23 protein-coding genes and 1 tRNA gene are annotated in these 22,977 nt (G+C 67.9%); 13 read left to right on the forward strand and 11 right to left on the reverse strand.

The window, feature by feature from the left end:
• Positions 1–385: 385 nt before the first annotated feature.
• From ABVF28_RS04500 to ABVF28_RS04520, 5 genes are read right to left on the reverse strand one after another with little or no spacing between them, the layout of a single operon-like run.
• Complete coding sequence (locus ABVF28_RS04500) at positions 386–832, reverse strand: hypothetical protein (protein ID WP_371029628.1); 447 nt, start codon at positions 830–832, stop codon at positions 386–388.
• Between the two features lie 10 nt (positions 833–842).
• Positions 843–1,556, reverse strand: coding sequence for a response regulator (locus tag ABVF28_RS04505; protein ID WP_371029629.1), 714 nt, complete (start codon positions 1,554–1,556; stop codon positions 843–845).
• On the reverse strand, positions 1,553–2,788 hold the full coding sequence (locus tag ABVF28_RS04510; RefSeq protein ID WP_371029737.1) for a sensor histidine kinase: 1,236 nt from the start codon (positions 2,786–2,788) through the stop codon (positions 1,553–1,555). Before ABVF28_RS04510 ends, ABVF28_RS04505 begins: the two co-directional genes overlap by 4 nt.
• Positions 2,789–2,842: 54 nt before the next feature.
• Positions 2,843–3,766 (reverse strand): ABC transporter permease, encoded by a 924-nt coding sequence (locus tag ABVF28_RS04515; RefSeq protein WP_371029630.1) that lies wholly within the window; start codon positions 3,764–3,766, stop codon positions 2,843–2,845.
• On the reverse strand, positions 3,763–4,695 hold the full coding sequence (locus tag ABVF28_RS04520) for an ABC transporter ATP-binding protein (protein WP_371029631.1): 933 nt from the start codon (positions 4,693–4,695) through the stop codon (positions 3,763–3,765). The genes ABVF28_RS04515 and ABVF28_RS04520 overlap by 4 nt, the downstream gene beginning before the upstream one ends.
• Before the next feature lie 133 nt (positions 4,696–4,828).
• On the opposite strand from ABVF28_RS04520, the gene ABVF28_RS04525 reads away from it, so the two are divergent.
• The 4 genes from ABVF28_RS04525 to ABVF28_RS04540 all read left to right on the forward strand — a co-directional run bounded on the left by ABVF28_RS04525 (position 4,829) and on the right by ABVF28_RS04540 (position 8,832).
• Positions 4,829–5,323, forward strand: coding sequence for a helix-turn-helix domain-containing protein (locus ABVF28_RS04525; RefSeq protein WP_371029632.1), 495 nt, complete (start codon positions 4,829–4,831; stop codon positions 5,321–5,323).
• 10 nt (positions 5,324–5,333) lie between these two features.
• Entirely contained in the window at positions 5,334–5,738 is a 405-nt protein-coding gene (locus ABVF28_RS04530) for a VOC family protein (protein WP_179557856.1), read from the forward strand.
• Positions 5,739–5,819: 81 nt separating this feature from the next.
• Positions 5,820–7,553 (forward strand): ubiquinone-dependent pyruvate dehydrogenase, encoded by a 1,734-nt coding sequence (gene poxB / locus ABVF28_RS04535; RefSeq protein ID WP_371029633.1) that lies wholly within the window; start codon positions 5,820–5,822, stop codon positions 7,551–7,553.
• A gap of 70 nt (positions 7,554–7,623) precedes the next feature.
• Complete coding sequence (locus tag ABVF28_RS04540; protein ID WP_371029634.1) at positions 7,624–8,832, forward strand: hypothetical protein; 1,209 nt, start codon at positions 7,624–7,626, stop codon at positions 8,830–8,832.
• Between the two features lie 167 nt (positions 8,833–8,999).
• Here the strand turns inward: ABVF28_RS04540 and ABVF28_RS04545 are convergent, their stop codons facing one another.
• A complete protein-coding gene (locus ABVF28_RS04545; protein ID WP_371029635.1) occupies positions 9,000–10,211 on the reverse strand; it encodes a pyridoxal phosphate-dependent aminotransferase in 1,212 nt (403 codons plus the stop codon).
• Positions 10,212–10,403: 192 nt separating this feature from the next.
• Here ABVF28_RS04545 and ABVF28_RS04550 point away from each other — a divergent pair.
• From ABVF28_RS04550 to rplA, 5 genes are all read left to right on the forward strand, one after another.
• A tRNA-Trp gene (locus ABVF28_RS04550) sits at positions 10,404–10,476 on the forward strand.
• 70 nt (positions 10,477–10,546) lie between these two features.
• Entirely contained in the window at positions 10,547–10,858 is a 312-nt protein-coding gene (secE, locus tag ABVF28_RS04555; RefSeq protein WP_104252138.1) for a preprotein translocase subunit SecE, read from the forward strand.
• A 75-nt stretch (positions 10,859–10,933) separates the two neighbouring features.
• A complete protein-coding gene (gene nusG, locus ABVF28_RS04560) occupies positions 10,934–11,863 on the forward strand; it encodes a transcription termination/antitermination protein NusG (protein ID WP_104312899.1) in 930 nt (309 codons plus the stop codon).
• 111 nt (positions 11,864–11,974) lie between these two features.
• Complete coding sequence (gene rplK, locus ABVF28_RS04565) at positions 11,975–12,406, forward strand: 50S ribosomal protein L11 (RefSeq protein ID WP_104252140.1); 432 nt, start codon at positions 11,975–11,977, stop codon at positions 12,404–12,406.
• 103 nt (positions 12,407–12,509) lie between these two features.
• Complete coding sequence (gene rplA / locus ABVF28_RS04570) at positions 12,510–13,196, forward strand: 50S ribosomal protein L1 (RefSeq protein ID WP_068482355.1); 687 nt, start codon at positions 12,510–12,512, stop codon at positions 13,194–13,196.
• 121 nt (positions 13,197–13,317) lie between these two features.
• On the opposite strand, the gene ABVF28_RS04575 is transcribed toward rplA, so the two are convergent.
• Positions 13,318–15,018, reverse strand: a complete 1,701-nt coding sequence (locus ABVF28_RS04575; RefSeq protein WP_371029738.1) for a 2-isopropylmalate synthase — start codon at positions 15,016–15,018, stop codon at positions 13,318–13,320.
• A 276-nt stretch (positions 15,019–15,294) separates the two neighbouring features.
• Between ABVF28_RS04575 and ABVF28_RS04580 the strand changes: the two genes are divergently transcribed.
• Positions 15,295–15,963 carry a FadR/GntR family transcriptional regulator gene (locus ABVF28_RS04580; RefSeq protein WP_371029636.1) on the forward strand — a complete coding sequence of 223 codons (669 nt, stop codon included), beginning with the start codon at positions 15,295–15,297 and terminating at the stop codon, positions 15,961–15,963.
• 21 nt (positions 15,964–15,984) lie between these two features.
• On the opposite strand, the gene ABVF28_RS04585 is transcribed toward ABVF28_RS04580, so the two are convergent.
• The 4 genes from ABVF28_RS04585 to ABVF28_RS04600 form a co-directional block, all read right to left on the reverse strand.
• Entirely contained in the window at positions 15,985–16,986 is a 1,002-nt protein-coding gene (locus ABVF28_RS04585) for an NADP-dependent oxidoreductase (RefSeq protein ID WP_371029637.1), read from the reverse strand.
• Between the two features lie 89 nt (positions 16,987–17,075).
• Complete coding sequence (locus ABVF28_RS04590; protein WP_371029638.1) at positions 17,076–18,068, reverse strand: YqaJ viral recombinase family protein; 993 nt, start codon at positions 18,066–18,068, stop codon at positions 17,076–17,078.
• Positions 18,069–18,144: 76 nt separating this feature from the next.
• A complete protein-coding gene (locus tag ABVF28_RS04595) occupies positions 18,145–19,392 on the reverse strand; it encodes an allantoate amidohydrolase (RefSeq protein WP_371029639.1) in 1,248 nt (415 codons plus the stop codon).
• A 23-nt stretch (positions 19,393–19,415) separates the two neighbouring features.
• Entirely contained in the window at positions 19,416–20,567 is a 1,152-nt protein-coding gene (locus ABVF28_RS04600; RefSeq protein WP_371029640.1) for an FAD-dependent oxidoreductase, read from the reverse strand.
• A 113-nt stretch (positions 20,568–20,680) separates the two neighbouring features.
• Between ABVF28_RS04600 and ABVF28_RS04605 the strand changes: the two genes are divergently transcribed.
• The 3 genes from ABVF28_RS04605 to rplL all read left to right on the forward strand — a co-directional run bounded on the left by ABVF28_RS04605 (position 20,681) and on the right by rplL (position 22,776).
• Positions 20,681–21,553: a LysR substrate-binding domain-containing protein gene (locus ABVF28_RS04605; RefSeq protein ID WP_371029641.1), complete on the forward strand. Its 873-nt coding sequence runs from the start codon at positions 20,681–20,683 to the stop codon at positions 21,551–21,553.
• 278 nt (positions 21,554–21,831) lie between these two features.
• On the forward strand, positions 21,832–22,347 hold the full coding sequence (rplJ, locus tag ABVF28_RS04610) for a 50S ribosomal protein L10 (RefSeq protein ID WP_371029642.1): 516 nt from the start codon (positions 21,832–21,834) through the stop codon (positions 22,345–22,347).
• Positions 22,348–22,392: 45 nt separating this feature from the next.
• Positions 22,393–22,776, forward strand: a complete 384-nt coding sequence (rplL, locus tag ABVF28_RS04615; RefSeq protein ID WP_104252146.1) for a 50S ribosomal protein L7/L12 — start codon at positions 22,393–22,395, stop codon at positions 22,774–22,776.
• The last annotated feature ends 201 nt before the right edge of the window (positions 22,777–22,977 follow it).

Consider the following 22,977-nt stretch of genomic DNA (forward strand, 5'->3'; position numbering starts at 1 on the left):
TGCATGAGAGGCGTTTCTTTTGAAGAAGACGTGCGAAGAAGGGGCTCGCGAAGGAGCGGCGCTGCGCGGGCATGGCACGGCGATGGTGCTTGCCGGGGCGGCATGGGGAGGCTTCGGCTCCTGTGCCGAGGCGCATCCGGGCTGAGTGGGGACAGAGTCCACCCGCGACGCGGAGCTTAGGAGATGTGGGCGCCCAGCAGACGGGTCACCGGCGGCTGCTTGCTGAACGTGATCGTGCGCATCATCGGGACTCCTCTCTGGCTAGGCGTGTGCTGCGACCCTACCGATACCGCGGTTGCCCGTCAATCGTGTCTCGGGTGAGGGACGCAACCCGAATGAGAGGTGAACCTCAGCACGACCGAAACGGGACCCCTTCGTGTCGGGCTCAGTCGAGCATGACGGAGGCGCGCGGCTCCTCGCCGTCGAAGCTGACCGCGACGGTCAGCGGCGCGCCCGTGATCTCTGCCGGCAGGTCGATCTCGCTCGTGTGCGGCGCATAATCCGCCGTGCACACCTGGTCGGCGTAGGCGGTGGTGTCCGCGTACTGCAGGTCGAGCGTCTGCGCGTCCACCACGCTGACCTCGGTGAGGATCGCCGGGCACCCCGAGCTTCCCCACGTGGTCACAGAGATCGAGCTGCCCTCGTCGAGCCACAGCACGAGCGGCCCCTCCATGTCTCCGGCGCCCACGTCGCCGCTGTGCTCGGGAGGCAGACCGCCGTAGCTGTCGGTCGCGACGCTCGTCGGCATGGACGCGTCCGCGCATCCACTCAGGGCGAGCGCCGCCGCCGCAATCACGGGGAGGGTGAGCAGGGCCCGACGCGCAGACTTCATGACCCCGACTCTAGGACTGGCGCCTGGGATGCTCCGGCGTCTCACCTCGCCGGAGCAGGCCGAGGTCGAGGCCGCGCGTCACGGCGCGCACTCGCGAGTTGACGTTCAGCTTGACGAAGACCTTGCCGAGATGGGTCTTCACGGTCGCCTCCCCGATGTGGAGGCGAACCGCGATCTCGGGGTTCGAGAGTCCGTCGGCGACGAGCTGCAGCACCTGCAGTTCACGCTCGCTCAGCGCGGGCGCGGCGTCGGCCGAACCGGCGGGCGGATGCGCGGTACCAGGACCGCCGGACGCTGCGACAGCAGCCGCCCGGGTCTGCGCGACCAGCTTCGCGGTCACGGAGGGCGCCAGGGCCAGCTCGCCGGCAGCAACGCGACGCACGGCTTCGACGAGTTCCGCCCCGCTCGCGGTCTTGAGGAGGTAGCCGCTTGCGCCGGCCTCGATGGCGCCGATGATCGCATCATCGCTGTCGTACGTCGTGACGACGAGCACACGAGTGCTCGGGAGGGCCGCCAGGATCTGTCGTGTCGCCGAGACGCCGTCGGTGACCGGCATCCGGAGGTCCATGACGACGACCGCTGGTGTCGTCGCGAGCGCCCGGGTCACCGCCGCGGCGCCGTCTGCCGCCTCGGCCACGACCTCGATGTCGGCTTCGTCCTCGAAGATGCCGACCAGGCCCGCGCGGACGATGGGGTGGTCATCGGCGACCAGGATGCGGATCACGCGCGGTCACCTGCCCTCGCCGGAATCGTCACGGTCACGATCGTGCCACGGCCCGGTTCGCTGGAGATGGACACGAGGCCGCCAATGGCCGCTGCGCGGTCGCGGAGGCTGGCGAGACCGAAGCCGGCGGGCTCGGCGTCGAGCGCGAATCCGCGGCCGTCGTCCTCGATCTGCAGGCGGACGCTGGTGCCCAGCGGGGTCACGGACAGGTGCACGTTCGAGGCGTGCGCGTGCCGTCTCGAATTCGAGAGCGCTTCCTGCGCGCACCGGAGGAGGACCACCTCGCTCTCGCGGTCGAGAGCGCCGGGTGAGACCTCGATCTGCGCCTCAGCCAGCACCCCCGTCTCCCGCCGGAACCGCTCGACGAGGCGCGCGACAGCATCAGGAAAGGTGGCGACGGCGGGGTCGGCCGACCGCACCGGCGCGTTCTCGGCGATGAGCACCCGGGCCTCTGCCAGGGCATCGCGGGCAAGCGACGCGATGAGGTCGGCGCGCTCCTCCTGGGCGAGGAGCGCCGCCTGCGCCGCCTCACCGGCAGCCCCCTCCTCGTCGCGCAGGCGGGAGATGTCCTTCGCGCTCCTGTCGGCGAGCATGGCGAGCCCCGCGAGGGTCTGAGCGAGCGTGTCGTGCAGGTCGCGGGAGATGCGCTCGCGCTCAACGGATGCGCCGCTCTGCCGCGACAGCTCCAGAACGTGACCCTGAGCGGCGGTGAGCTGCTCGAGCAGCTCCCGCCGCTCGTCCGCCACCCGCCAGGCGTAGCTGATCGAGAGTCCGATACCGCAGGTCGCCGCGACGCTGAAGAGCTGGCCGGGGAGGATGTTCGGGATCTCCTCGACACCGTTGTGGAGCGCCGACGCGGCGCCGATGCCGAACGCGATGGCGATCGAGACGAGGATGCTGCGCCGCGCGCTCACGCACACGAGCCAGACAAGCGGGTAGATGAGGGTCTGCACGAACCCGGTCCAGGGCACGAGCACCATCGCCACCGTCACGAGGAGCGTCATGAGCACGATGAGCGCCGCGCCCCGGCGTCGGTCCCCGAAGGATTTCACTCCGAAGACCAGCCACACGACGGGGATGAGGAGCAGTGCCTCCGTTGCGATGAGGCCTTCCGCGCGCTCGGCGGCAGTCCGGGCCGTGACCGCGACGAAGCCGGCGACCACCGCGTTCGCGAGCGCCGTGCCCACGATCAGCAGGTGCCACCAGCGGCCGTTGCGAACCAGGAAATCCATCACGTGCTCATCCTCTCGCGACCCACCGACAACGACGCCCACCTGCGCTCGCACCTAGTTGCGGCCGCGGCTCCACCGGAACGTCAGCAGGCTCGCGACGAGACCGATGACCGTCCAGACGCCGAGTGTGATCGCCGCGTCGCCGAGGCCCCACGTGCCGCCGACCTCCGCCGCCGCGAATGCGTCAGGAAGGAACACGCTGCGCATGCCCCGAACGAGACCAGCGAGGGGGAAGAGGTTCGAGACCTGCTGCATCCACTCGGGCAGGACCGAGAACTGCACGTAGATGCCCGAGAGGAACTGAGGAACGAGCACCAGTGGCAGCACGATCGCTGATGCCGACCTGGCAGACCGCGGGATCGCGGAGATCGCGATGCCCAGGGCGGCGAAGCAGAAGATGCCCAGGATCGACAGCCACGCGAACCGCGTCCACAGCTCGCCCGAGTCCGGCAGCGTGATGTCGAACGCGATGACCGCCAGGGCCATGAGCAGGGCGAGCTGCACCGTGCAGGTGAGGAGGACGAGCCCGATCTTCCCGATGAAGAACGAGACGGGGCTGAGCGGGGTCGCGCCGAGGCGCGCGAGGCCGCCCTCATGCTTCTCGGTGGCGATGTCGATGCCGAGGAACTGCATGCCCGAGAGGAGGATCGCCATCGCGAGCATGCCCGTCAGGTAGTACTGCGACATCGTCACGTCGGCGAACCTCGGGTCGTCGACGACCGTCTCACCGCTGAAGATCGATGCGAAGAGCGCGAACATGACCAGAGGGAACAGGAAGACGAAGAACACCTGATCGGTCTGACGGAAGTACCCCCGCAGCTCGAAGGAGATGCGCCGCAGCCCGTTGCCGATCGTCGTCTTGGGCTTGGGCTTGGGCTTGGGCTTGGGCTTGGACGGGCGGCCTGCCGCGCGCAGCCCAGACGTCGGGGCGTCCTGCGTGCTGTCGCCAGCGGTGCCGAGTGCTGAGATCTGAGTCATTTCGTGCCTCCGAGGAGTGCGGGAGTGAGTGCTGCGGGGGTGTCGGCTGCCGGATGCGCCGGATGCGCCGGGCTGGCGGCCGGATGCTCGCCGATGATCTCGAGGTAGACGTCCTCGAGCGAGGGCCGGGTGACGGTGAGGCCGGCGGGCTCCGGGCCGAGCCTGTCCGCGAGCGCGGCTACGAGCTGGGCGGGCGCATCGGTCTTCTGCTCTCGCCATCGGCCGTCGGCTTCCTGCCAGCGCACCCGCGGAGTGCGGGACGCAGGCCCACCGATCGTCGTGATGTCGCCGATCTCCACGAGCTTCCCCGCCGCGATGATCCCGGCTCGGTCGCTGAGATGCTCCGCTTCGTCGAGGTAGTGCGTCGTGAGCACCATCGTCATGCCTTCGCCCTTCAGCTGCTGGATGAGCCCCCAGAACTCGCGGCGGGCGTTGGGGTCGAAGCCCGTGGTCGGCTCATCGAGGAACAGCACCTCCGGGTTGCCGATGATGCCGAGCGCGACATCGACACGGCGCTTCTGGCCGCCGGAGAGGCGACCGACGCGCTGCGTCGCGAACGGCGCGATCCCGCAGCGCTCGATGGTCTCGGCGACATCGCGAGGCTGTCGGTAGAGGCTCGCGAAGTGACGCAGCACCTCACGCGCCGAGTAGCGCTCGATGTCGGCGCTCGACTGGCTGACGACGCCTATGCGGCCGCGCCATCCAGCGTCCCCGTGTGCCGGGTCATGGCCGAGCACACGCGCACTGCCGGACGTCGCCGTGCGGAAGCCCTCGAGGATCTCGATGGTGGTGCTCTTGCCGGCCCCGTTCGGACCGAGCAGGGCGAAGGTCTCGCCGTGGCGGACCTCGAAGGAGAGGCCGTCGACGACGTCGCGGTCTCCGTAGCGCTTGACGAGGTCGGTGACCTCTATGGCTGCCTGTGTGCTCATGCTCCTATCCAACACTGAGCCTGCCCGCAGCGGCAGGGCCCGACCGGCTGATTCGCCTCCACCGATCGGTGGAGGCGCGGGCCCGCCAACTTCGGTGACCGAACCCACGACGGCGCCCGCGCATACTGGAGGTATGGCCTCGACCGACCTCGACGAGCTTCGCCGCCTCCGACGCGCGCGCGACTTCATCGACCGCGAGTACGCGCGGCCGCTCGACGTTCCGGCCATGGCGAAGGCGGCGCACATGTCGACGGCCCACTTCAGCCGCCGTTTCCGGGAGGCCTACGGCGAGACCCCGTATGCGCACCTCATGACGAGGCGCATCGAGCGGGCGAAGGCGCTGCTGCGCCGAGGCGATGTGCGCGTGACGGATGCGTGCACTGCAGTCGGCGCGACGAGCCTCGGTTCGTTCAGCAGTCGCTTCACGGAGATCGTGGGGGAGTCACCGAGCGCCTACCGGGCGCGCGATCACCGCGAGAGCGTCGTCATCCCGAGCTGCACCTCGCAGATCTGGGGTCGGCCGAGGCGCGTCCATGAGCGCGCCGAGAAGGGCGGGAGACTGGCTGCCGTACCGGTCGTCGAGGCTTCGAGCAGTTTCCGAGAAGTGAATGTCGGTGGCCGGTCCTAGCATCGGGACCATGACACTTTCACTCAGCCATGTGCACGTGTTCGCCGATGACCCGGATGCGGCGCTCGCGTTCTATCGAGACGCCCTCGGCCTCGAGGTGCGCAGCGAGGTTCCGAACGAGGGCTTCCGCTGGATCACCCTGTCGACGCAGGAGCAGCCCGAGCTCGAGATCGTGCTCTCCCATCCCAAGGCCGGTCGCTCCGAGCAAGACGGCGAGATGCTCTCCGCGATGCTCGCGAAGGGCGAGCTGCCCGGACTCCTCTTCCGCACGAGCGACCTCGACGCGCTCTTCGAGAAGGTGCAGGCGGCGGGCGGGGTCGAGGTGCTGCAGGAGCCGACCGACCAGTTCTGGGGCGTGCGCGACGCCGCATTCCGCGACCCCTCGGGCAACCTCGTGCGGGTCAGCCAGGCCTAGCGGGAACGCCTAGCACGGTCTCGCGGTGACAGGCTGTCGATTGCTCGGCTGTCTCCCCGGTTCGAGGCAGAAGATCGCGCCATGACTACAGTCGCTGACACGATCGTCGATATCCTCCACGATGCCGGAGTCGAGCGGGTCTACGGGCTTCCCGGTGACTCGCTCAACGGATTCACCGACGCCATCCGCCGGAACGGGCGCGTCGCCTGGTCGCATGTGCGGCACGAGGAAGCCGCGGCCTTCGCGGCTTCGGCAGACGCCGCGCTGACCGGGGACCTGGCCGTCTGCGCTGGCAGCTGCGGGCCGGGCAACCTGCATCTCATCAACGGCCTCTACGACGCGAACCGCAGCCGCGTGCCCGTGCTCGCGATCGCCGCCCACATCCCTTCCGCCGAGATCGGCAGCGGCTACTTCCAGGAGACGCACCCGCAGGAGCTCTTCCGCGAGAGCAGCGTCTACTGCGAGATGGTCAGCGTACCCGAGCAGCTCCCACGGGTGCTCGAGATCGCCATGCGCGCTGCTGTCGAGAAGCAGGGCGTGGCCGTGGTCGTGATCCCGGGGGAGATCTTCCTGAAGGAGAGCGCCGGGCGGCGCAAGTCCGCACCGATCCTCCCCACCAGGTCAGTGGTGCGCCCGACGGACGAGGACCTCGCGAGGGCCGCGGACATCCTCAACTCGGCGAAGAAGGTCACGATTCTCGGCGGCGCTGGCACGCAGGGAGCGCACGCGCAGCTGCTGGCAGCGGCAGAGGCGCTCCAGGCCCCGATCGTCCACGCGCTCCGCGGCAAGGAGTTCATCGAGTACGACAACCCCTATGACGTCGGCATGACGGGGCTGCTCGGCTTCTCGTCCGGCTACCGCGCCATCGAGGACTGCGACGCGCTCCTCATGCTCGGTACCGACTTCCCCTACCAGCAGTTCTTCCCATCGAAGGCGAAGATCATCCAGGTCGACATCCGCGGCGAGCAGCTCGGCAAGCGCACGCCGCTCGACCTGGGACTGGTCGGCGACGTCGGGGACACCCTCGACGCGCTGCTCCCGCTCCTCGCGGGAGACAAGAGCGGCAAGCACCTCGAGTCGTCCGTCAAGCACTACCGCAAGGCGCGCAAGGAGCTCGACTCGCTCGCGGACAACGACCACGGGCGCACGCCCATCCACCCGCAGTACGTGGCCCGACTCGTCAGCGAGCTCGCGACGCAAGACGCCGTGTTCATCCCGGATGTTGGCTCACCCGTCGTCTGGGCCGCCCGCTACCTCGAGATGAACGGGCAGCGGAGGCTCATCGGCTCGTTCAGCCACGGCACGATGGCCAACGCCGTGCCGCAGGCCATCGGTGCGCAGTCGGCATTCCCCGATCGCCAGGTGGTGGCGCTCGCGGGTGACGGCGGACTCGCGATGCTCCTCGGTGAGCTGCTCACGCTCAGGCAGAGCAAGCTCCCCGTGAAGATCGTCGTCTTCAACAACTCCTCCCTCAACTTCGTCGAGGTCGAGATGAAGGCTGCCGGCTTCGTCAACTACGGCACCGACCTCGAGAACCCGAACTTCGCAGACGTCGCGAAGGCGGTCGGCATCCACGGGCAGCGGGTCGAGAACCCGAACGACCTCGAGGGTGCCCTCCGGGAGGCGTTCGCGCACGACGGACCGGCGCTCATCGATGTGGTGACGGCGAGGCAGGAGCTGTCGATTCCCCCGACCATCTCAGCGGAGCAGGTCAAGGGATTCACGCTGTACGCCCTGCGCACCGTCCTGTCCGGGCGCGGTGACGAGCTCGTCGACCTCGCAGACACGAACCTGCTTCGCCGCATCTTCGACTGAGTCGCAGCTCTCTCGGTGAGTACCGCCCGCGCCAAGGCGACTGCCTGACGCGGGCGGTACTCTCGCAGGCATGACGCAACCGCCCATCACACCACCGCCGGGCCAGAACGGCGGCCAGGACCGACGCCGGGATCGGCCGCGCGGAGGTGGACCCGTGCCACCCGCGCAGGGTGCCGGTCAGCAGACCCCGTGGGGCGTGCCGTCGGCTGGCGTGCCGCAGGGGCACCCTCGAGTGCCTGGACAGTTCTCCGCACCACCGCGCGTTGCCGGACCGGGGCAAGGGCAGTTCCCCGCGCCGGGCCAGGCGCCCGCGCCGGCCCAGTACCCCGCGCCGGCCCAGTACCCCGCGAACGGGCAGCGCCCCGCGAACGCCTTCTTCCCTGGGCCGGGCAATCTCCCGTCGCAGGCTCCGATGTCACGTCCTGTGCAGGGCCCGGGGCAGCCGGGTGCCGGTGTCCCAGGGCAGCCCCCGTTCGTGCAGGGGCCTCCCGCGAATCTTCCCGCCGGTGTTCCGCCGCCCCGGTTCGCGCCGCAGCAGCAGACTGCCGCGCAGCCGAGGCGCCGCGAGCTGGGGGAGGACCCGGAACTGCAGAAGCAGCGCAAGCGTCCGGTCGGTCTCCTCGTCGGCATCGGCATCAGCGGTGTCGCGATCGTCGCCCTCGTGGTCGGCCTCTTCATGGCGTTCACCTCGCCGAACGACCCCACCATCCCCGTCGGGGGCGCTGACCCGCAGGCTCCGACGTCGACGCCCGTCCCGACGAGCACGCTCATGCCCGCCGCGCCCCAGGACGCGGTCGCCGGGTACATCCCGATCACGACGGACGTCGTGTTCCCGAACGGCATCACGGTCGTGAACCCGCCTGTCGGCGGCTGGGAGCAGGACGTCTCCGAGCGCCAGCCCAACCTGTACATCCTGAGCGACCCGCAGTCCGGCGCGTACTTCTCGGTGGCGCAGGAGAACCTGCACAAGAGCGAGTACCGCGACGAGGACATGACGCGGTCGGAGCTGAACTCGGCCTCGCTGCAGTTCACGGCGAAGCCCGAGCCGATCGGTGATCCCGTGCCGCTGGTGCTCAAGGGGCAGGGCGGGTACGAGCTGGAGCTGCTCGCGCAGCGCCTGCGCTGGTCGGACGGGTCCGAGGGGATGATGGCGACCCGCTACATGCCGTCGACTGGCACGAAGATCACCATCTTGGCGAATGCGTGGGGCGGCGAGCTCGACGACCCCAACTCGCGTATCTCGCAGAAGGTCGCCGAGATCAGCTTCACGACGCCGTAGTCACGCCTGCTCGCGGGCCCTGCGCGCCCGCGGACCGAGAACCGCGAGAAGAGGCCAGTTCCGCCCCGTCCTGAGCGTCAGGATGAGGTGAAACTGGCCTCTTCAGCGAAGCGTACGCGCGGCGAGCGGATGCGCGGCGAGCGGATGCGTGCCGAGCCGCCGCGTGCTTAGAGCTCGACGCCGGCGAAGAGCTTCTGCAGGCGCTGCACGCCTTCCAGCAGCGCGTCGTCGCCGAGGGCGTAGCTGAGGCGCAGGTAGCCGGACGGCCCGAACGCCTCACCTGGCACGACGGCGACCTCGGCGACGTCGAGGATGAGGTCGGCGAGGTCCAGCGACGAGGAGATCTGTCGCCCCTCGATCTCCGTGCCGATGAGCTGCTGCACGTCGGCGTAGACGTAGAAAGCGCCCTCGGGCGTCGGGACGCGGAAGCCGTTGACCTTGCTGAGCTCTTCGACCATCGTCTTGCGGCGGCGGTCGAAGGCGAGGCGCATCTCCTCGACGGGCTCGGTCGGCCCCGTCAGGGCTGCGATGGCCGCGCGCTGGGCGATGTTGTTGACGTTGCTCGACAGGTGCGACTGCAGGTTGCCCGCGCCCTTGATGGCGTCGGCGGGGCCGACCATCCAACCGACGCGCCAGCCGGTCATCGCGAACGACTTGGCGACGCCGTTGACGAGGATGGTGCGGTCGGCGACAGCAGGGGCCGCTTCGACGATGGAGACGGCTCGGACGCCGTCGTAGGTGAGGTTCTGGTAGATCTCGTCGGCGATGACCCAGATGCCGTGCTCGGCAGCCCATTCGCCGATGGCCCGCGTCTCCTCTTCGGAGTAGACAGCGCCGGTCGGGTTGGACGGCGAGACGAACAGCATCGCCTTCGTGGCGGGCGTGCGCGCGGCCTCGAGCTGGTCGACGGTGACCTTGTACTCCTGGTCGGCTCCGGCGAAGACGGGAACGGTCGTGCCGCCAGCGAGCTGGATGACCTCGGGGTAGGTGGTCCAGTAGGGGGCAGGGAGGAGGACCTCGTCGCCGGCGCCGACGACCGTGTTGATGGCCTGGTAGACGGCCTGCTTGCCACCGTTCGTGACGATGACCTGCGAGGCGGGGACATTCCAGCCGGAGTCGCGCTTGGTCTTCTCGGCGATGGCCTCGCGGAGCTCCGGCAGGCCGGCTGCGGGCGTGTAGCGGTGGTTCTTGGGGTCGCTGACGGCGACGAGCGCAGCCTCGACGACGTGCTGCGGCGTGGGGAAGTCGGGCTCGCCCGCTGCATAGCTGATGACGGGTCGGCCGGCGGCCTTGAGGCCCTTGGCCTTCGCGTCGACCTTGAGGGTGGCGGATTCGGCGATCGCGGCGATGCGAGGAGAGAGACGTGAGTCGGAAACCATGGCCTTGAGTCTAGGTCCGGAGGCGCGTCGCCGTCCGCGAGTTGCACCCGCGTTGGACTTCCGGCGCGCACCTGTCGTATGCTTTCCTGGTTGCCGAAAGCGACATACTGAACCGCGCCTGAAACCGTTCCCTATGGAGCGGCTGCAGACGGTATCAGGGTGAACGGATGCACGCATCCGGTGTTCACGCAAAGGGCGGTGGCTCAATTGGTAGAGCAGCGGTCTCCAAAACCGCAGGTTGCAGGTTCGAGTCCTGTCCGCCCTGCATTTCGGTGCTGAACGCACCCACTACGGGGCCCACCATCGAAGGTCTCAACCATCGAAAGGGAGAGCGCGTGAGTCCAAGCAAGTCCGACGAAGCGACCGACGTCGCCGAGTCAAAGCGAGGCTCCGAGCCCAAGCGCGGTCTTGTCGGCCGCATCGCTCTCTTCTTCCGCCAGGTCATGGGCGAGCTCAAGAAGGTCGTCACACCGACCCGCGCCGAGCTCTTCAAGTTCACGGGTGTCGTGCTCGTCTTCGTCATCTTCATGATGTTGCTCGTCACGGTGCTCGACCTGCTCTTCGGGTGGGGCGCATCGTGGGTGTTCGGTCAGGGCAGCTCGCTCTTCCCGAGTGAGCCGGCGGCGACGCCCGTTCCGACGGAATAGTCGCACCGCTCCGGCTTCCGAGCCTCCACCGAAAAGGGCGAGCAGCCCCGCACCACACAATCGAGATGAGGAATCGTGTCAGACCCGAACGTCGCCGACCCGAACGGTCTTTACGAGACCGCGCTGGAGCAGGACTCCGAAGTCGCAGAGGCCCAGGAGGGTGACCGCGACATCGACGCAGAGTTCGAAGAGGCCCACGAGATCGAAGAGTCCGACGAGGTCGTGACCGAGGAAGACCTCGACGACGGAGAAGGCGCCGATGTCGTCGACCCAGAGGTCGACGCGATCGTCAACGATGTCCTCGAGATCGACACGAGCGAGGAAGAGGCGGCTGCGGCCGCCGCGACCGAAGATGAAGAGGTCGAGGCTCGCGAGGAAGACCCTGACGTCGACCCGTACGAGACCTTCAAGCGCGAACTGCGCCTCAAGCCAGGCAAGTGGTACGTCATCCACACCTACGCCGGCTTCGAGCGTCGCGTCAAGCAGAACCTGCACCAGCGCACCGAGTCCATGAACATGAGCGACTTCATCTACCAGGTGGAAGTTCCCATGGAAGACGTGGTCGAGATCAAGAACGGCCAGCGGAAGATGGTCACGCGCGTCCGCATCCCCGGCTACGTGCTCGTGCGCCTCATGCTCAACGAGGACAGCTGGTCCGTCGTGCGCCACACCCCGGGTGTCACCGGCTTCGTGGGCAACGCCCACAACCCGACCCCGTTGCGCTTCAACGAGGCATTTGAGATGCTGAAGAGTCTTGTCGAGATCGCAGAAGCACCCGCGAAGGCGAACGCTTCAGGTCAGGGTGGCGTGCAGAAGCGCCAGCCGATCGCAGAGATCGACTTCGAGATCGGCGAGACCATCACGATCAAGGAGGGCTCCTTCGAGGGGCTCACCGGCTCGATCAGCGAGATCAAGCCGGAGAGCGGCAAGCTCACCGTGCTCGTGTCGCTCTTCGAGCGCGAGACCCCCGTCGAGCTCAGCTTCGACCAGGTCACCAAGCTCTAGCACTCGCTCCCAGCAAGCGACTGCCCCTAAACCACCGGAGTCCGGAACCGCCGGGCCACCGGGAGAGCACCGCGCGTCTGCGCGGAGTTCGAATCGAAAGAAGGAAAAGACATGGCACCCAAGAAGAAGGTCTCGGGTCTGATCAAGCTTCAGATCCAGGCTGGCGCCGCTAACCCGGCTCCTCCTATCGGCCCCGCGCTCGGTCAGCACGGCGTCAACATCATGGAGTTCTGCAAGGCCTACAACGCGGCTACCGAGTCGCAGCGTGGCAACGTGATCCCCGTTGAGATCACCGTGTACGAAGACCGTTCGTTCACCTTCATCCTGAAGACCCCTCCTGCTGCCGAGCTGATCAAGAAGGCTGCCGGCGTCAAGAAGGGCTCCCCGACGCCTCACACGGCCAAGGTCGGCAAGCTCACCGCCGCCCAGGTCCGCGAGATCGCGGAGGCGAAGCAGTCCGACCTGAACGCGAACGACCTCGACATGGCGTCGCGCATCATCGCCGGCACGGCTCGCTCCATGGGAATCACGGTCGAGGGCTAAGGCCTTCCCGCTCCCAACACCACACGTCGCGCCTCGGGCGCGGCATTGAACATCGCGGGAGAGCCGGCCAGGCTCGCAACCGCAACTCTTGAAGGAGAACAACATGGCTAAGTCCAAGGCATACCGTGCCGCGGCAGAGAAGATCGGCGAGGACAAGTTCTACGGTCTCGCCGAGGCCGTCGAGCTCGCACGCGAGACCGGCTCGTCCAAGTTCAACAGCACCGTCGAGGTCGCTCTTCGCCTGGGTGTAGACCCGCGCAAGGCTGACCAGATGGTTCGTGGCACCGTCAGCCTGCCCAACGGCACCGGCAAGACGGCCAAGGTCATCGTCTTCGCGACGGGTGACAAGGCTGAGGCGGCTATCGCTGCTGGCGCCGACGAGGTCGGCGGCGACGAGCTCATCGCTCGCGTTGCAGACGGCTGGACCGACTTCGACTCCGCAGTCGCCACCCCTGACCTCATGGGCAAGGTCGGACGCCTCGGAAAGGTCCTCGGACCCCGTGGCCTCATGCCGAACCCGAAGACCGGAACGGTCACGACCGACCCGGCGAAGGCTGTCACCGAGATCAAGGGCGGAAAGATCGAGTTCCGCGTCGACAAGCACTCCAACGTGCACTTCATCGTCGGCAAGTCGGCGTTCACGTCGGAGCAGCTCGGAGAGAACCTCCGCGCAGCCCTCGACGAGGTCGTCCGCCTCAAGCCGTCGAGCTCGAAGGGTCGCTACATCCAGAAGGCTGTCGTCTCGACGACCTTCGGCCCCGGCATCCCGCTGGACGTCAACGCGATCTAGTCTGTCGCGAGCTGCAGAGCTCAGGCGGATGCGCGCATCCGCCAGCACGAACGGCCCAGTCCTCGGACTGGGCCGTTCGTGCGTTCCCGGCGAGCGCATCCGTCGGGCCTCGCCGCCCCGACTACGCGGGTGTGTGCACGCGCGTCGAGACGCTGTCGCGTGCTGCGCTGAGGATCGCGGTGACGGTTGCCGACAGCACCGACCGGTCTCGGCCGGCGACCCAATGCGTGCCCGAGGGGTCCCGGTACTCGAGGAGCGTCAGCGCTTCACTGCTGCTGCCCAACCCGAGTGCTGTCTGGTGGAGCGAGAGGATGTCGACGGTGACACCCGCGCTTGCGAGCAGCTTCGTGACGGCCTCTGCTGGACCGATGCCGTCGAAGGTGCCGCTGTGCTCGGTGCCGTCGATGCCAACGTGGATGCTCGTGCGTGAGGTCTCCGCGCGGGTCTCGACGCTGAGCTGGAGCAGTTCCACGTCAGGAGACGAGCCGCGCAGGTAGCTGCGCTCGAAGAGCTCGAGCAGCTGCGCGGCCCCCACCTCTTCGCCGTTCGCGTCGGTGTGCTCCTGAACGCGTCGAGCGAAGTCGATCTGGAGGCGCCGGGGCAGTTCGATGCCGTAGTCGGTTTCGAGCAGGTAGGCGATACCGCCCTTGCCCGACTGCGAGTTGACGCGGATGACGGCGTCGTAGCTGCGGCCGATGTCCGCCGGGTCGATGGGCAGGTAGGGGACCCGCCACTCGACATCACGTTCCGGACGCCCCTCGTGCGCGGCGCGGGAGCGCTGCTCGGCGAACCCCTTCCTGATGGCGTCCTGATGCGTGCCGCTGAAGGCAGTGTGGACGAGGTCTCCCACGTAGGGGTGTCTCGCGTGGACCTCGAGGCGGTTGCTGTCTTCGACGGTGCGGCGTATCTCGTCGATGTCGGAGAAGTCGATCATGGGGTCGATGCCCTGCGCGTGCAGGTTCAGCGCGAGGACTGCGATGTCGACGTTGCCCGTGCGCTCGCCGTTGCCGAAGATGCACCCTTCCACGCGCTGCGCGCCCGCGAGCACCGCCAGTTCTGCGCAGGCGACTCCCGTCCCTCGATCGTTGTGGGGATGCACGGAGAGGACCACGGAGTCGCGTCGCGCCAGGTGCTTGTGCATGTATTCGATCTGGTCCGCGTAGATGTTCGGGGTCGCGACCTCGACGGTGGCGGGGAGGTTCAGGATGACCGGCCGCTCGGGGGTCGCCATCCAGAGTTCCGTGACGGCGTTGCAGATGTCGAGGGCGTAGTCGGGCTCAGTGAGGTTGAACACCTCAGGTGAGAACTCGAATCGCACGTTCGGCAGGTGGCCGGCGAGCTCGAGGACGTCGCTCGCACCAGCGAGGATCAGCTCCCTGAGCTGCTGCTTGCTCTTCCTGAGGACCACGTCGCGCCAGGCGGGAGCTGTCGCCGTGTAGAGGTGGATGACAACCGGGTTCCTGATCCCCTGGATGGCGGCGACTGTTCGTTCGATCAGGTCACGGCGCGCGGGCGTGAACACGACGATCGTGACGTCCTCCGGTGCGAGTTCGGTAGTCGCGACGAGGCGCACGAAGTCGTAGTCGGTCTGGGAGGCGGAGGGGTAGCCGACTTCGATCTCCTTGTATCCCATGCGGATCATGAGCTCGAAGAACCGGCGCTTTCGGTCGGGATCCATGGGCCCCGAGAGCGCTTGGTTTCCGTCTCGCAGGTCGACGGGAACCCAGAGGGGCGCGGTCGTGAGTCGATTCGCGGGCCAGTCCCGTTCGGTGAGCGGCACGTCCACTCGGGAGTGCACGTCGAGGTAGCGGTGGGAGGGCATCTGCGAGTGCCGCTGGCGGTTCCAGTGCGGTGCCTGGTCTGGAACGGGGCCGGCGGGTGTGGAGATTCTGGATTCGGTGCTGTGCATGTTCTTGTCCTTGGTGGTCGCGTGGGGGGTGACGACCGGCGCGCGCTTCGGCTCCACGACGGGGAGCCGGTCAGACTAGGACCCGTCGTGGCGGCGAAGGAGAAGGAGTGATGCGGGGAGCATGTGCCAGAACCTATCACAACTCCTCAGACAAGTAGAGGAGTATGCAATGTGGGGGATGATGGGTGCATGAGCGCACTTCGCCGTGAACCACTTGCCGAGCAGGCTGCCCAGCTGCTCCTCGAGCGAATCCGCGGTGGCGAATGGGAACTGGGGCAGAAGCTGCCGGGCGAGACGACCCTCGCGCCCCAACTCGGGGTCGGTCGGTCGACGATCCGCGAGGCCATCCGCCAGCTTGCTGGGAGCGGCGTGCTGGCCACCAGGCAGGGTGCTGGGGTGTTCGTCACCGCTCTGGACGCGGCTGAGCCCCTGGATTCGATCGTGATGCGCGCGGACATCGAGAGGGTGATCGAGGCCCGCATCGCAATCGAAGTGGAAGCCTCAGGGCTCGCGGCCGAACGGCGCACGACCGCGGAGCTTCAGGCGATGGTCCGCGCCGCCAAGGTCCGTATCGCGCAGCGCACGAGTATCGAAGCGCATGTCGACGCGGACATCGCGCTGCACCGCAGCATCGTCATCGCGGCTCACAACGAGATCCTCACGGAGCTCTTCGACGGCTTCGCGCCCCGCAGCAGGGGGGCGATGATCGGCATGCTGCGCCTTCGCGGCGAGTTCGGCAGCGACGCCGACCACGACGTCCACCTCCGCATCCTGGATGCGATCGAGGCACAGGACGCTCCGACGGCCGCCGCCCTCACTCGGGACCACCTGCTCGAGCTCAAAACGAGGACGGGCTAGCCGCGTCGGGGATGCCGCGGACTACGCGTCGATGTCGAGGACGACCTTGCCGCGCACGTGGCCGTCGGCGATGAGCTCCTGCGCGGCGCCGGCCTCGGCGAGGGGGAAGACACGGTCGACGTGCGTCTGCAGTGCCCCTTGTTCGAAGAGCTGCGTGATGGTCTGCAGGATGCGCCCCTCGGGCGAGAGCTTGAGCGTGGAGGCGACGATGCCCCGGTTCTCGGCGGCGGCCTCGTCGAAGAGGTCCGGGTAGCTGCCGGTCGGCACGTTGATGAGCGTGCCGCCGTCGCGGAGGACGCGAAGGGACCGACTGCCGGTCTGGTCTTTGACGTTGCCGATGAGGTCGATGACGACGTCGACGGGCTCGCTGATGACGTCCTCGAAGCGCTCGTTGCGGTAGTCGATGACCTGGTCGGCTCCGAGCTCGCGCAGCCACTCGTGGTTGCGCTCGGAGGCCGTGGTGATGACGTGCGCGCCGTAGTACTTCGCGAGCTGCACGGCGAAATGGCCGACCCCGCCGGCGCCAGCGTGGATGAGGACGCGCTGTCCCGTGTAGACGCCGCCTGCTTCGACGACGGCGGCCCAGGCGGTGAGCACGGCGAGCGGAACGCCGCCGGCCTCGATGAACGACAGGTTCTTGGGCTTCTTCGCGAGGCTCATGAAGGGGACCGAGACGTATTCGGCGTACGCGCCCGAGTATCGGGGGAAGAGGAGCATCCCGTACACCTCGTCGCCGGGCTGGAAGGGGGCGAGCTCGTAGGAAGCTCGCACCACGACGCCCGAGAACTCACCGCCGAGGGTCGACGGGAAGCTGGTGATAGCCTTCGCCGCGCCGGCACCCGAGCGGGTCTTGCCGTCGATGGGGTTCACCCCCGCCGCCTTGACGCGCACGAGCGTGTCCGAGTTGAGGGTGAACGGCACGGCGGTCTCGTCGAGCTGCATCATCTCTGGCCCGCCGATGCCCGTGAGGAGGGCGGCGCGCATGGTGTCGGAGGTCGGCTGGAGGTCTGCGGCTTCAGTCATAGCTGCCATTCTCGCGCGGACGAGATGAGACTCGCGCGGACGAGATGAGACTCGCGTGGAACAGATGGGCGTGGCCGGGAGGATGCTCGCTACGCGTAGGTCTCGGCGTCGTAGAACGACTGCGTGTAGTCGCTGCTGCTGTGCGTGTTTCCGTATCCCTGGAAAGGCTGGGCGTTGCCGGTCGAGTACTGGGCGAACTCGCCCCGGTACTTCTCGACGTCCTTGAGCACCTCGTTGGCGAGGGTCACGAGCTTGGCGATCTCTTTCTCGTCGCGGTCGATCCACACGAACTTCGGTTCGCGGTCGACGACGATGAAGTCCTGGTGTCGCTCCCACACCATGAGCGTGCGCTCGGCGCCGAGCACGTACTGCTGCCACCAGATCTGGCGCATGTAGGACCGGGGGATGCGCTTCCACACCTTGTTCGTGGTCTTGATCTCGGCGAGGAGGATGCGGCCCTCTTCGTCGCAGTGCAGGCCGTCGGGGGTCGCGAGGTGGCTCTTGGACGCTTCGGCGTGGAACAGGAGCCCGCTTGCCGGGATGCCGTGGCGCTCGAGGACCCACCTGGCGATCTCCGGCTCGCGCTGACGTCCGAAGTCGGTGTAGGCGTTTCCGTTGAACGAGTTGCCCATGACCTTGTCTTTGACGACCTGCTTGACCGATGACGGTGTTGCGAGGCGTGCCGCATCGGTGGCCGTGACGCCGTCGGCGCGGGCCTTGAGCCAGGCCGCGCGGTCGTTGGAGTCGGCGAGGACGCGCAGGAGGTGCGCGCTCATGGCCTCGACCTCCGGGGTCGCGGGAAGCTCGATGGCGGATGTCTCGGCCGAGGCCGGGCCGCGGGCGCGCCACACGCCGACCTCGCTCGCCGAGAGCGGCGTCGTTGCCGGCGCGGTCCTGGTCTCCGAGGTGTAGAAGCGCGGCAGGGACTCCACTCTGGGTGCCGATGTCGGCGCGGGTGCCGATGCGTAGTCCATCAGTGCGGCCGGGCCGTACAGCTCGCGGTCACGGCGGCGCGACTTCGGTGCCTCCTGGGGTTCGCCGAACCAGGACGTCTCGTCGACGTCGTGGCTCGGGCGGAACATGACCATCTGTCTATTGTTTCCCACACCACCGACAGTCGCGGTACCAAGCGCCGATCTCGCCGAAATCTGGTCGGGCTCAGGCCTTCGCCGCACCTGTCGCCATGATGGCCGTGGCGAGCGCGCGCGCACCGTGGTCCGCATCCACGTCTTCGACGTACTCCTCCGGCGAGTGGGAGATGCCGCTCGGGTTGCGGATGAACAGCATCGCGGTCGGCAGGTGCGCGGCGAGCACGCCGGCATCGTGGCCGGCGCCGGTGTCGAGCACCGGCGCGTCCGGGAGTGCGCGCTGGAGCGTGTCTCGGAGGCTGGCGTCGAAGGACACGGTGGGGGAGAGCGACTCCTCGACGAGCGTCGCCTCGCATCCCTGCTCAGCGGCCACCTCCGTCGCTCGGGCGCGGATGCGCTCCACGAGGGCGGCGGTCACCTCGTCGTCGGGGTGCCTGACATCGAGCCACGCGTCGACGCGAGAGGCGATGACGTTCGTTCCGCCTGGCACCGGCTCGAGCCGCCCGACGGTCGCTCGGGCTCCTGGCACAGATCGGGCGATCTCCTCGATACCCACGATGAGGCGCGCCGCGGCCACCATGGGGTCGCGGCGGTCGGCCATGAGCGTGGTGCCGGCGTGGTTGCCCTGGCCGGTGAAGCTCACGCGCCAGCGGCCGTGGCCCAAGATGGAGGATCCGATCGCGACGGGGCCCGTGAGGTCGATGAGGCCGCGGCCCTGCTCCACGTGCAGCTCGATGAACGCGCTGAACTGCGCGACCCGAGCGGGGTCGGGACCGAGGTGCGCTGGGTCGAAGCCGGCCGCGGCGGAAGCCTCGGCGAAGGTCGTGCCGTCCGCATCCCGAAGCGAGCGCGCGCGGTCCGGGTCGATGGTGCCCGTGAGGAGCCTGGACCCGAGGCAGGCGACGCCGAAGCGTGACCCTTCCTCTTCGGGGAAGACAGCGATCGCGACGGCGACGCTCGGCGCGCGCCCTTCGCTGCGCAGCAGGTCGATCGCGGCGAGGGCCGCCGTCACGCCGAGGGGCCCGTCGAACGCACCGCCGCCCGGGACGGAATCGAGGTGGCTCCCCGTGATGAGCGCGCCGGAGCGGTCGCCGTCTGGTCGGTCCCACCAGGCCCAGATGATGCCGTTGGCGTCGACCTCGATGTCGAGGCCTCGAGCCTGGGCTGCGGCGAGGAACCATTCGCGCAGCTCGAGTTCTGGATGCGAGTAGACGGGCCTGCTGTAGCCGCCGCGCGTTCGATCGCGGCCCAGGTGCTGGATCTCGCGCATGAGCGAGGAGACGCTCGTCGGCTGCTGGGCCTTGCTGGTCGCTTCCATGCTCTCCATGATGCTCTCCCCGTTCATGCGCGTGCACCGGCCTGGGCCGCGACGCGGAATTCGGCTGGCACGCTTCCGGCTCCCGTGAGCAGGTCGGCCGCGAGCTCCCCGAGCAGCGGGGCGAACTTCCCGCCGTGCCCGGAGCAGGCGGAGACGACCACGAGGTTGTCGACTCGGTCGATCACGAAGTCCTCTGTCGGCGTCGTCGTGAAGAGGCAGGTGGTCTCCGCGTAGGGTTCTGGCTCCACGCCTGGCAGGAACGCCTCGGCGTAGGCGACGAGCGCGCGCCGATTGGCCGCATCCACGACCCCGTCCTGCGCGAGCGCGGAGTCGATGACCTTGCCGCCGTTGAACTGCGCGACCTTCTGCCCTCGCCAGCCCGCGTCCCGGCCACCGGGGAGTCCGTAGGTCTGCAGCTCGCGCGACTTGAAGATGAAGGTGGGCCAGGGGTCGGCGTCAGCCCCGGCGTCCCCCGCCTCGCGGTAGGGGAAGTGGTAGGCCTGCTCCTGCCGCACCTCGAGCGCTGGGAACTGATCGAGGAATGCGCTCGGCAGTGAGAGCTCTCCGAGGAGTGCGGGGAGCCAGCCGCCGGCAGCGACCACGATCGCGTCCGCCTCGGCGATCTCGCCGGCCGCCGAGTGCACGCGGTAGCCCGCGCCTCGGCGCTCGACTCGAGCGACTGGCCACGAGGTCCGAACCTCGAGCCTCCCGGTCGCGGACGCGGCGGCCAGCATCGCGTCGACAGTGCCGCCCGCGTCGAGCACGCCGGCCCCAGGGTGCCAGAGCACGTCCGTCTCGAAGCGGAACTGCGGCCAGCGCGCACACGCCTCGCCTGCGCTGAGGAGCTCGTGCTCGACGCCGGCTGCCTCCAGCACGGTCGCGAGGCCGGTGGGGTCGCGGATGTCGCCGTGGTCGAGCGCACCCGTCGGCCGGATGAGCTGGGTTCCGGTCGTGCGCTGCAGCTGGTCCCACCCTGCCTTCGAGCGCACGACGAGGTCAGTGTACGTCTGCTCGGGATACGCGTAGCGGAAGATGCGCGCGGACCCGTGAGAGCTGCCGTGCTCGTTGGCGGGCGTCGTGCGCTCGAGCACGGTCACGTGGTGCCCGCGCTCGGCGAGCTGCCAGGCCGCTGCTGCGCCCGCGAGTCCCGCGCCGATGACGATGGTGTCGGTCATGTCCGCTCCTCGAGAGGTTGTCCGGATGCTGCTGTGCTTCGATTACCCCACTCACTGGGCGTCGTGTCCAATATCATTGAGGGACGCTTTGATAGCTCTCTCGAATGGATCTCATGGAGCTCCGTCAGCTCAGGTACTTCGTCGCCGTCGCCGACGAACTGCACTTCGGTCGTGCCGCCGCGAGCCTGCACATGACCCAGCCGCCCCTGACAGTCGCCGTGCGCAGGCTGGAAGAGGAGCTCGGCGTGCAGCTCTTCGAGCGCACGACTCGGAGCGTCTCGCTGACGGCGGCCGGTCGCACGTTCCGTCAGCGAGTCGGCGTGGTCCTCGAAGACCTTGACGCCGCGGTGGCCGACCTCGGCGACGTCGCGGCCGGGACCGCCGGCAGGCTGCGCGTGGGATTCGTGAGCTCCGCGAGCTACAGCGTGCTGCCAAGGGGCTTGCAGGCGTTCCAGGAACTCAGGCCGCGCATCCGCCTCGAGCCTCGGTCGCTCACGAGCGCTGAGCAGATCACGCTCCTGCTCGAGGGTGAGCTCGACGTGGGGATCCTGCGCGACCCTCTTGCGGTGCCCGGGCTGCGTACGACCCTCCTTGAAGGCGAGGACTTGGTCGCGGTGCTTCCGGCGGGGGACCCGCTCGCCGCAGAGTCGACCGTGGCACCCGCGAGCTTCCACGAGAAAGAGGTTGTGCTCTTTCCCTTCGAGCTCATGCCCGGCTTCGTGTCCGCCGTCATGTCCTGGCTCGGGGAAGCGCAGGCCGTGCCGCGCATCGTGCAGAGCGTCATCCACCAGGAGACGGTGCTCGGTCTCGTCGCAGCTGGCGTCGGCGCATCGATCCTGCCCGCGTCGGTCGCGCGCTTCCACATGCCAGGAGTGATCACGCGCCCCCTGCTGGGGTCGCCTCGAACCGAGCTCCACGCGGTGGAAGCTCAGCGCTCCCACCCGAGTGCGCACCTGCTCGTGGACAGCCTCCGCGGGCCGCGGTGACGGAGTGCGCGACCCGCGTTGACGAGATGCCCACGAGGATGTACGCTTACCGAAGCCCAAGACCGCAGGTCTTCGTTGTGCGTGAGAACGTACACGAACGAAGAGTTCGCAAGAACGTCCCGCGCAGGTGTACGAAGCAAAGTTGTCGTGCGAGCAATCGCATCCTCTCCGCTCCGGCCATCTGCGGCCGGAGCGTTTTTTGTGTGTTGTGCATCGAAGATGCGCCTGCGGTGCGTGAATGACAAACGTGATTCACGTGCAAGAGAGAGAGGAGTGCCATGGCGACCAAGGAAGCAACTGTTGCCGAGCTTCAGGACTTGTTCCAGAACTCGACCGCCGTCCTGCTGACTGAGTACCGCGGTCTCACTGTTGCGCAGCTCAAGGCGCTGCGTCGCACGATCGGTGAGCACGCAAGCTACGCCGTGGTGAAGAACACGCTGACGAAGATTGCGGCGAACAACGCCGGAATCACCGCGTTCGACGACGAGCTGGCCGGACCGAGCGCAATCGCGTTCGTGCACGGCGACCCCGTCGCAGTCGCGAAGAGTCTTCGTACCTTCGCCAAGGACAACCCTCAGCTGGTTCTGAAGGGCGGTTTCTTCGACGGAAACGCTCTCAGCGCAGAAGAGGTCAACAAGCTCGCCGACCTCGAGTCCCGCGAAGTTCTGCTCGGCAAGCTTGCCGGCGCCTTCAAGGCCTCGCTGTTCGGTGCCGCATACCTGTTCACCGCGCCTGCAGCCAAGGCTGTTCGCACGGTCGAGGCATTGCGCGAAAAGCAGGAGTCCGCGAACTAGTCCTCCGGGATCTCGCGGCTAGAACAACACACAAGGAGAAAACACATGGCAAAGCTCACGACTGACGAGCTCATCGCAGCATTCAAGGAGCTCACGCTCATCGAGCTCTCCGAGTTCGTCAAGGCGTTCGAGGAGACCTTCGAGGTCACCGCTGCTGCTCCCGTTGCAGTTGCAGGCGTTGCTGCTGCAGCAGCTGACGCACCCGAAGAGGAGGAGAAGACGGAGTTCGACGTCATCCTCGAGGGTGCTGGCGACAAGAAGATCCAGGTCATCAAGGAGGTGCGCGCCCTCACGAGCCTCGGTCTCGGTGAGGCGAAGGCACTGGTTGACGGCGCTCCGAAGCCCGTTCTCGAAGGCGTCAACAAGGAAGCTGCTGACAAGGCAAAGGACGCCCTCGAGGCTGCCGGCGCTTCGGTGACCGTCAAGTAGTCATCCCGTAGCTGTTCTTCGCGGCGTGTTCCGACACGCCGAAGGAACTTTTTTCACGAGGCATCGCATCCGGTTTCCGGATGCGGTGCCTCGTTCCGTTTCCCCGCGAAATCCCTGTTGAAGATGCGATTTCTGAGGTCAGTGTGACGAATGTGACTGGTGTGTCGACGGAGAATCGCGACTTTCCGCGTGTCGCTTGAC

This window comes from Pseudoclavibacter sp. JSM 162008 (assembly GCF_041366455.1).
Lineage (GTDB): Bacteria > Actinomycetota > Actinomycetes > Actinomycetales > Microbacteriaceae > Pseudoclavibacter.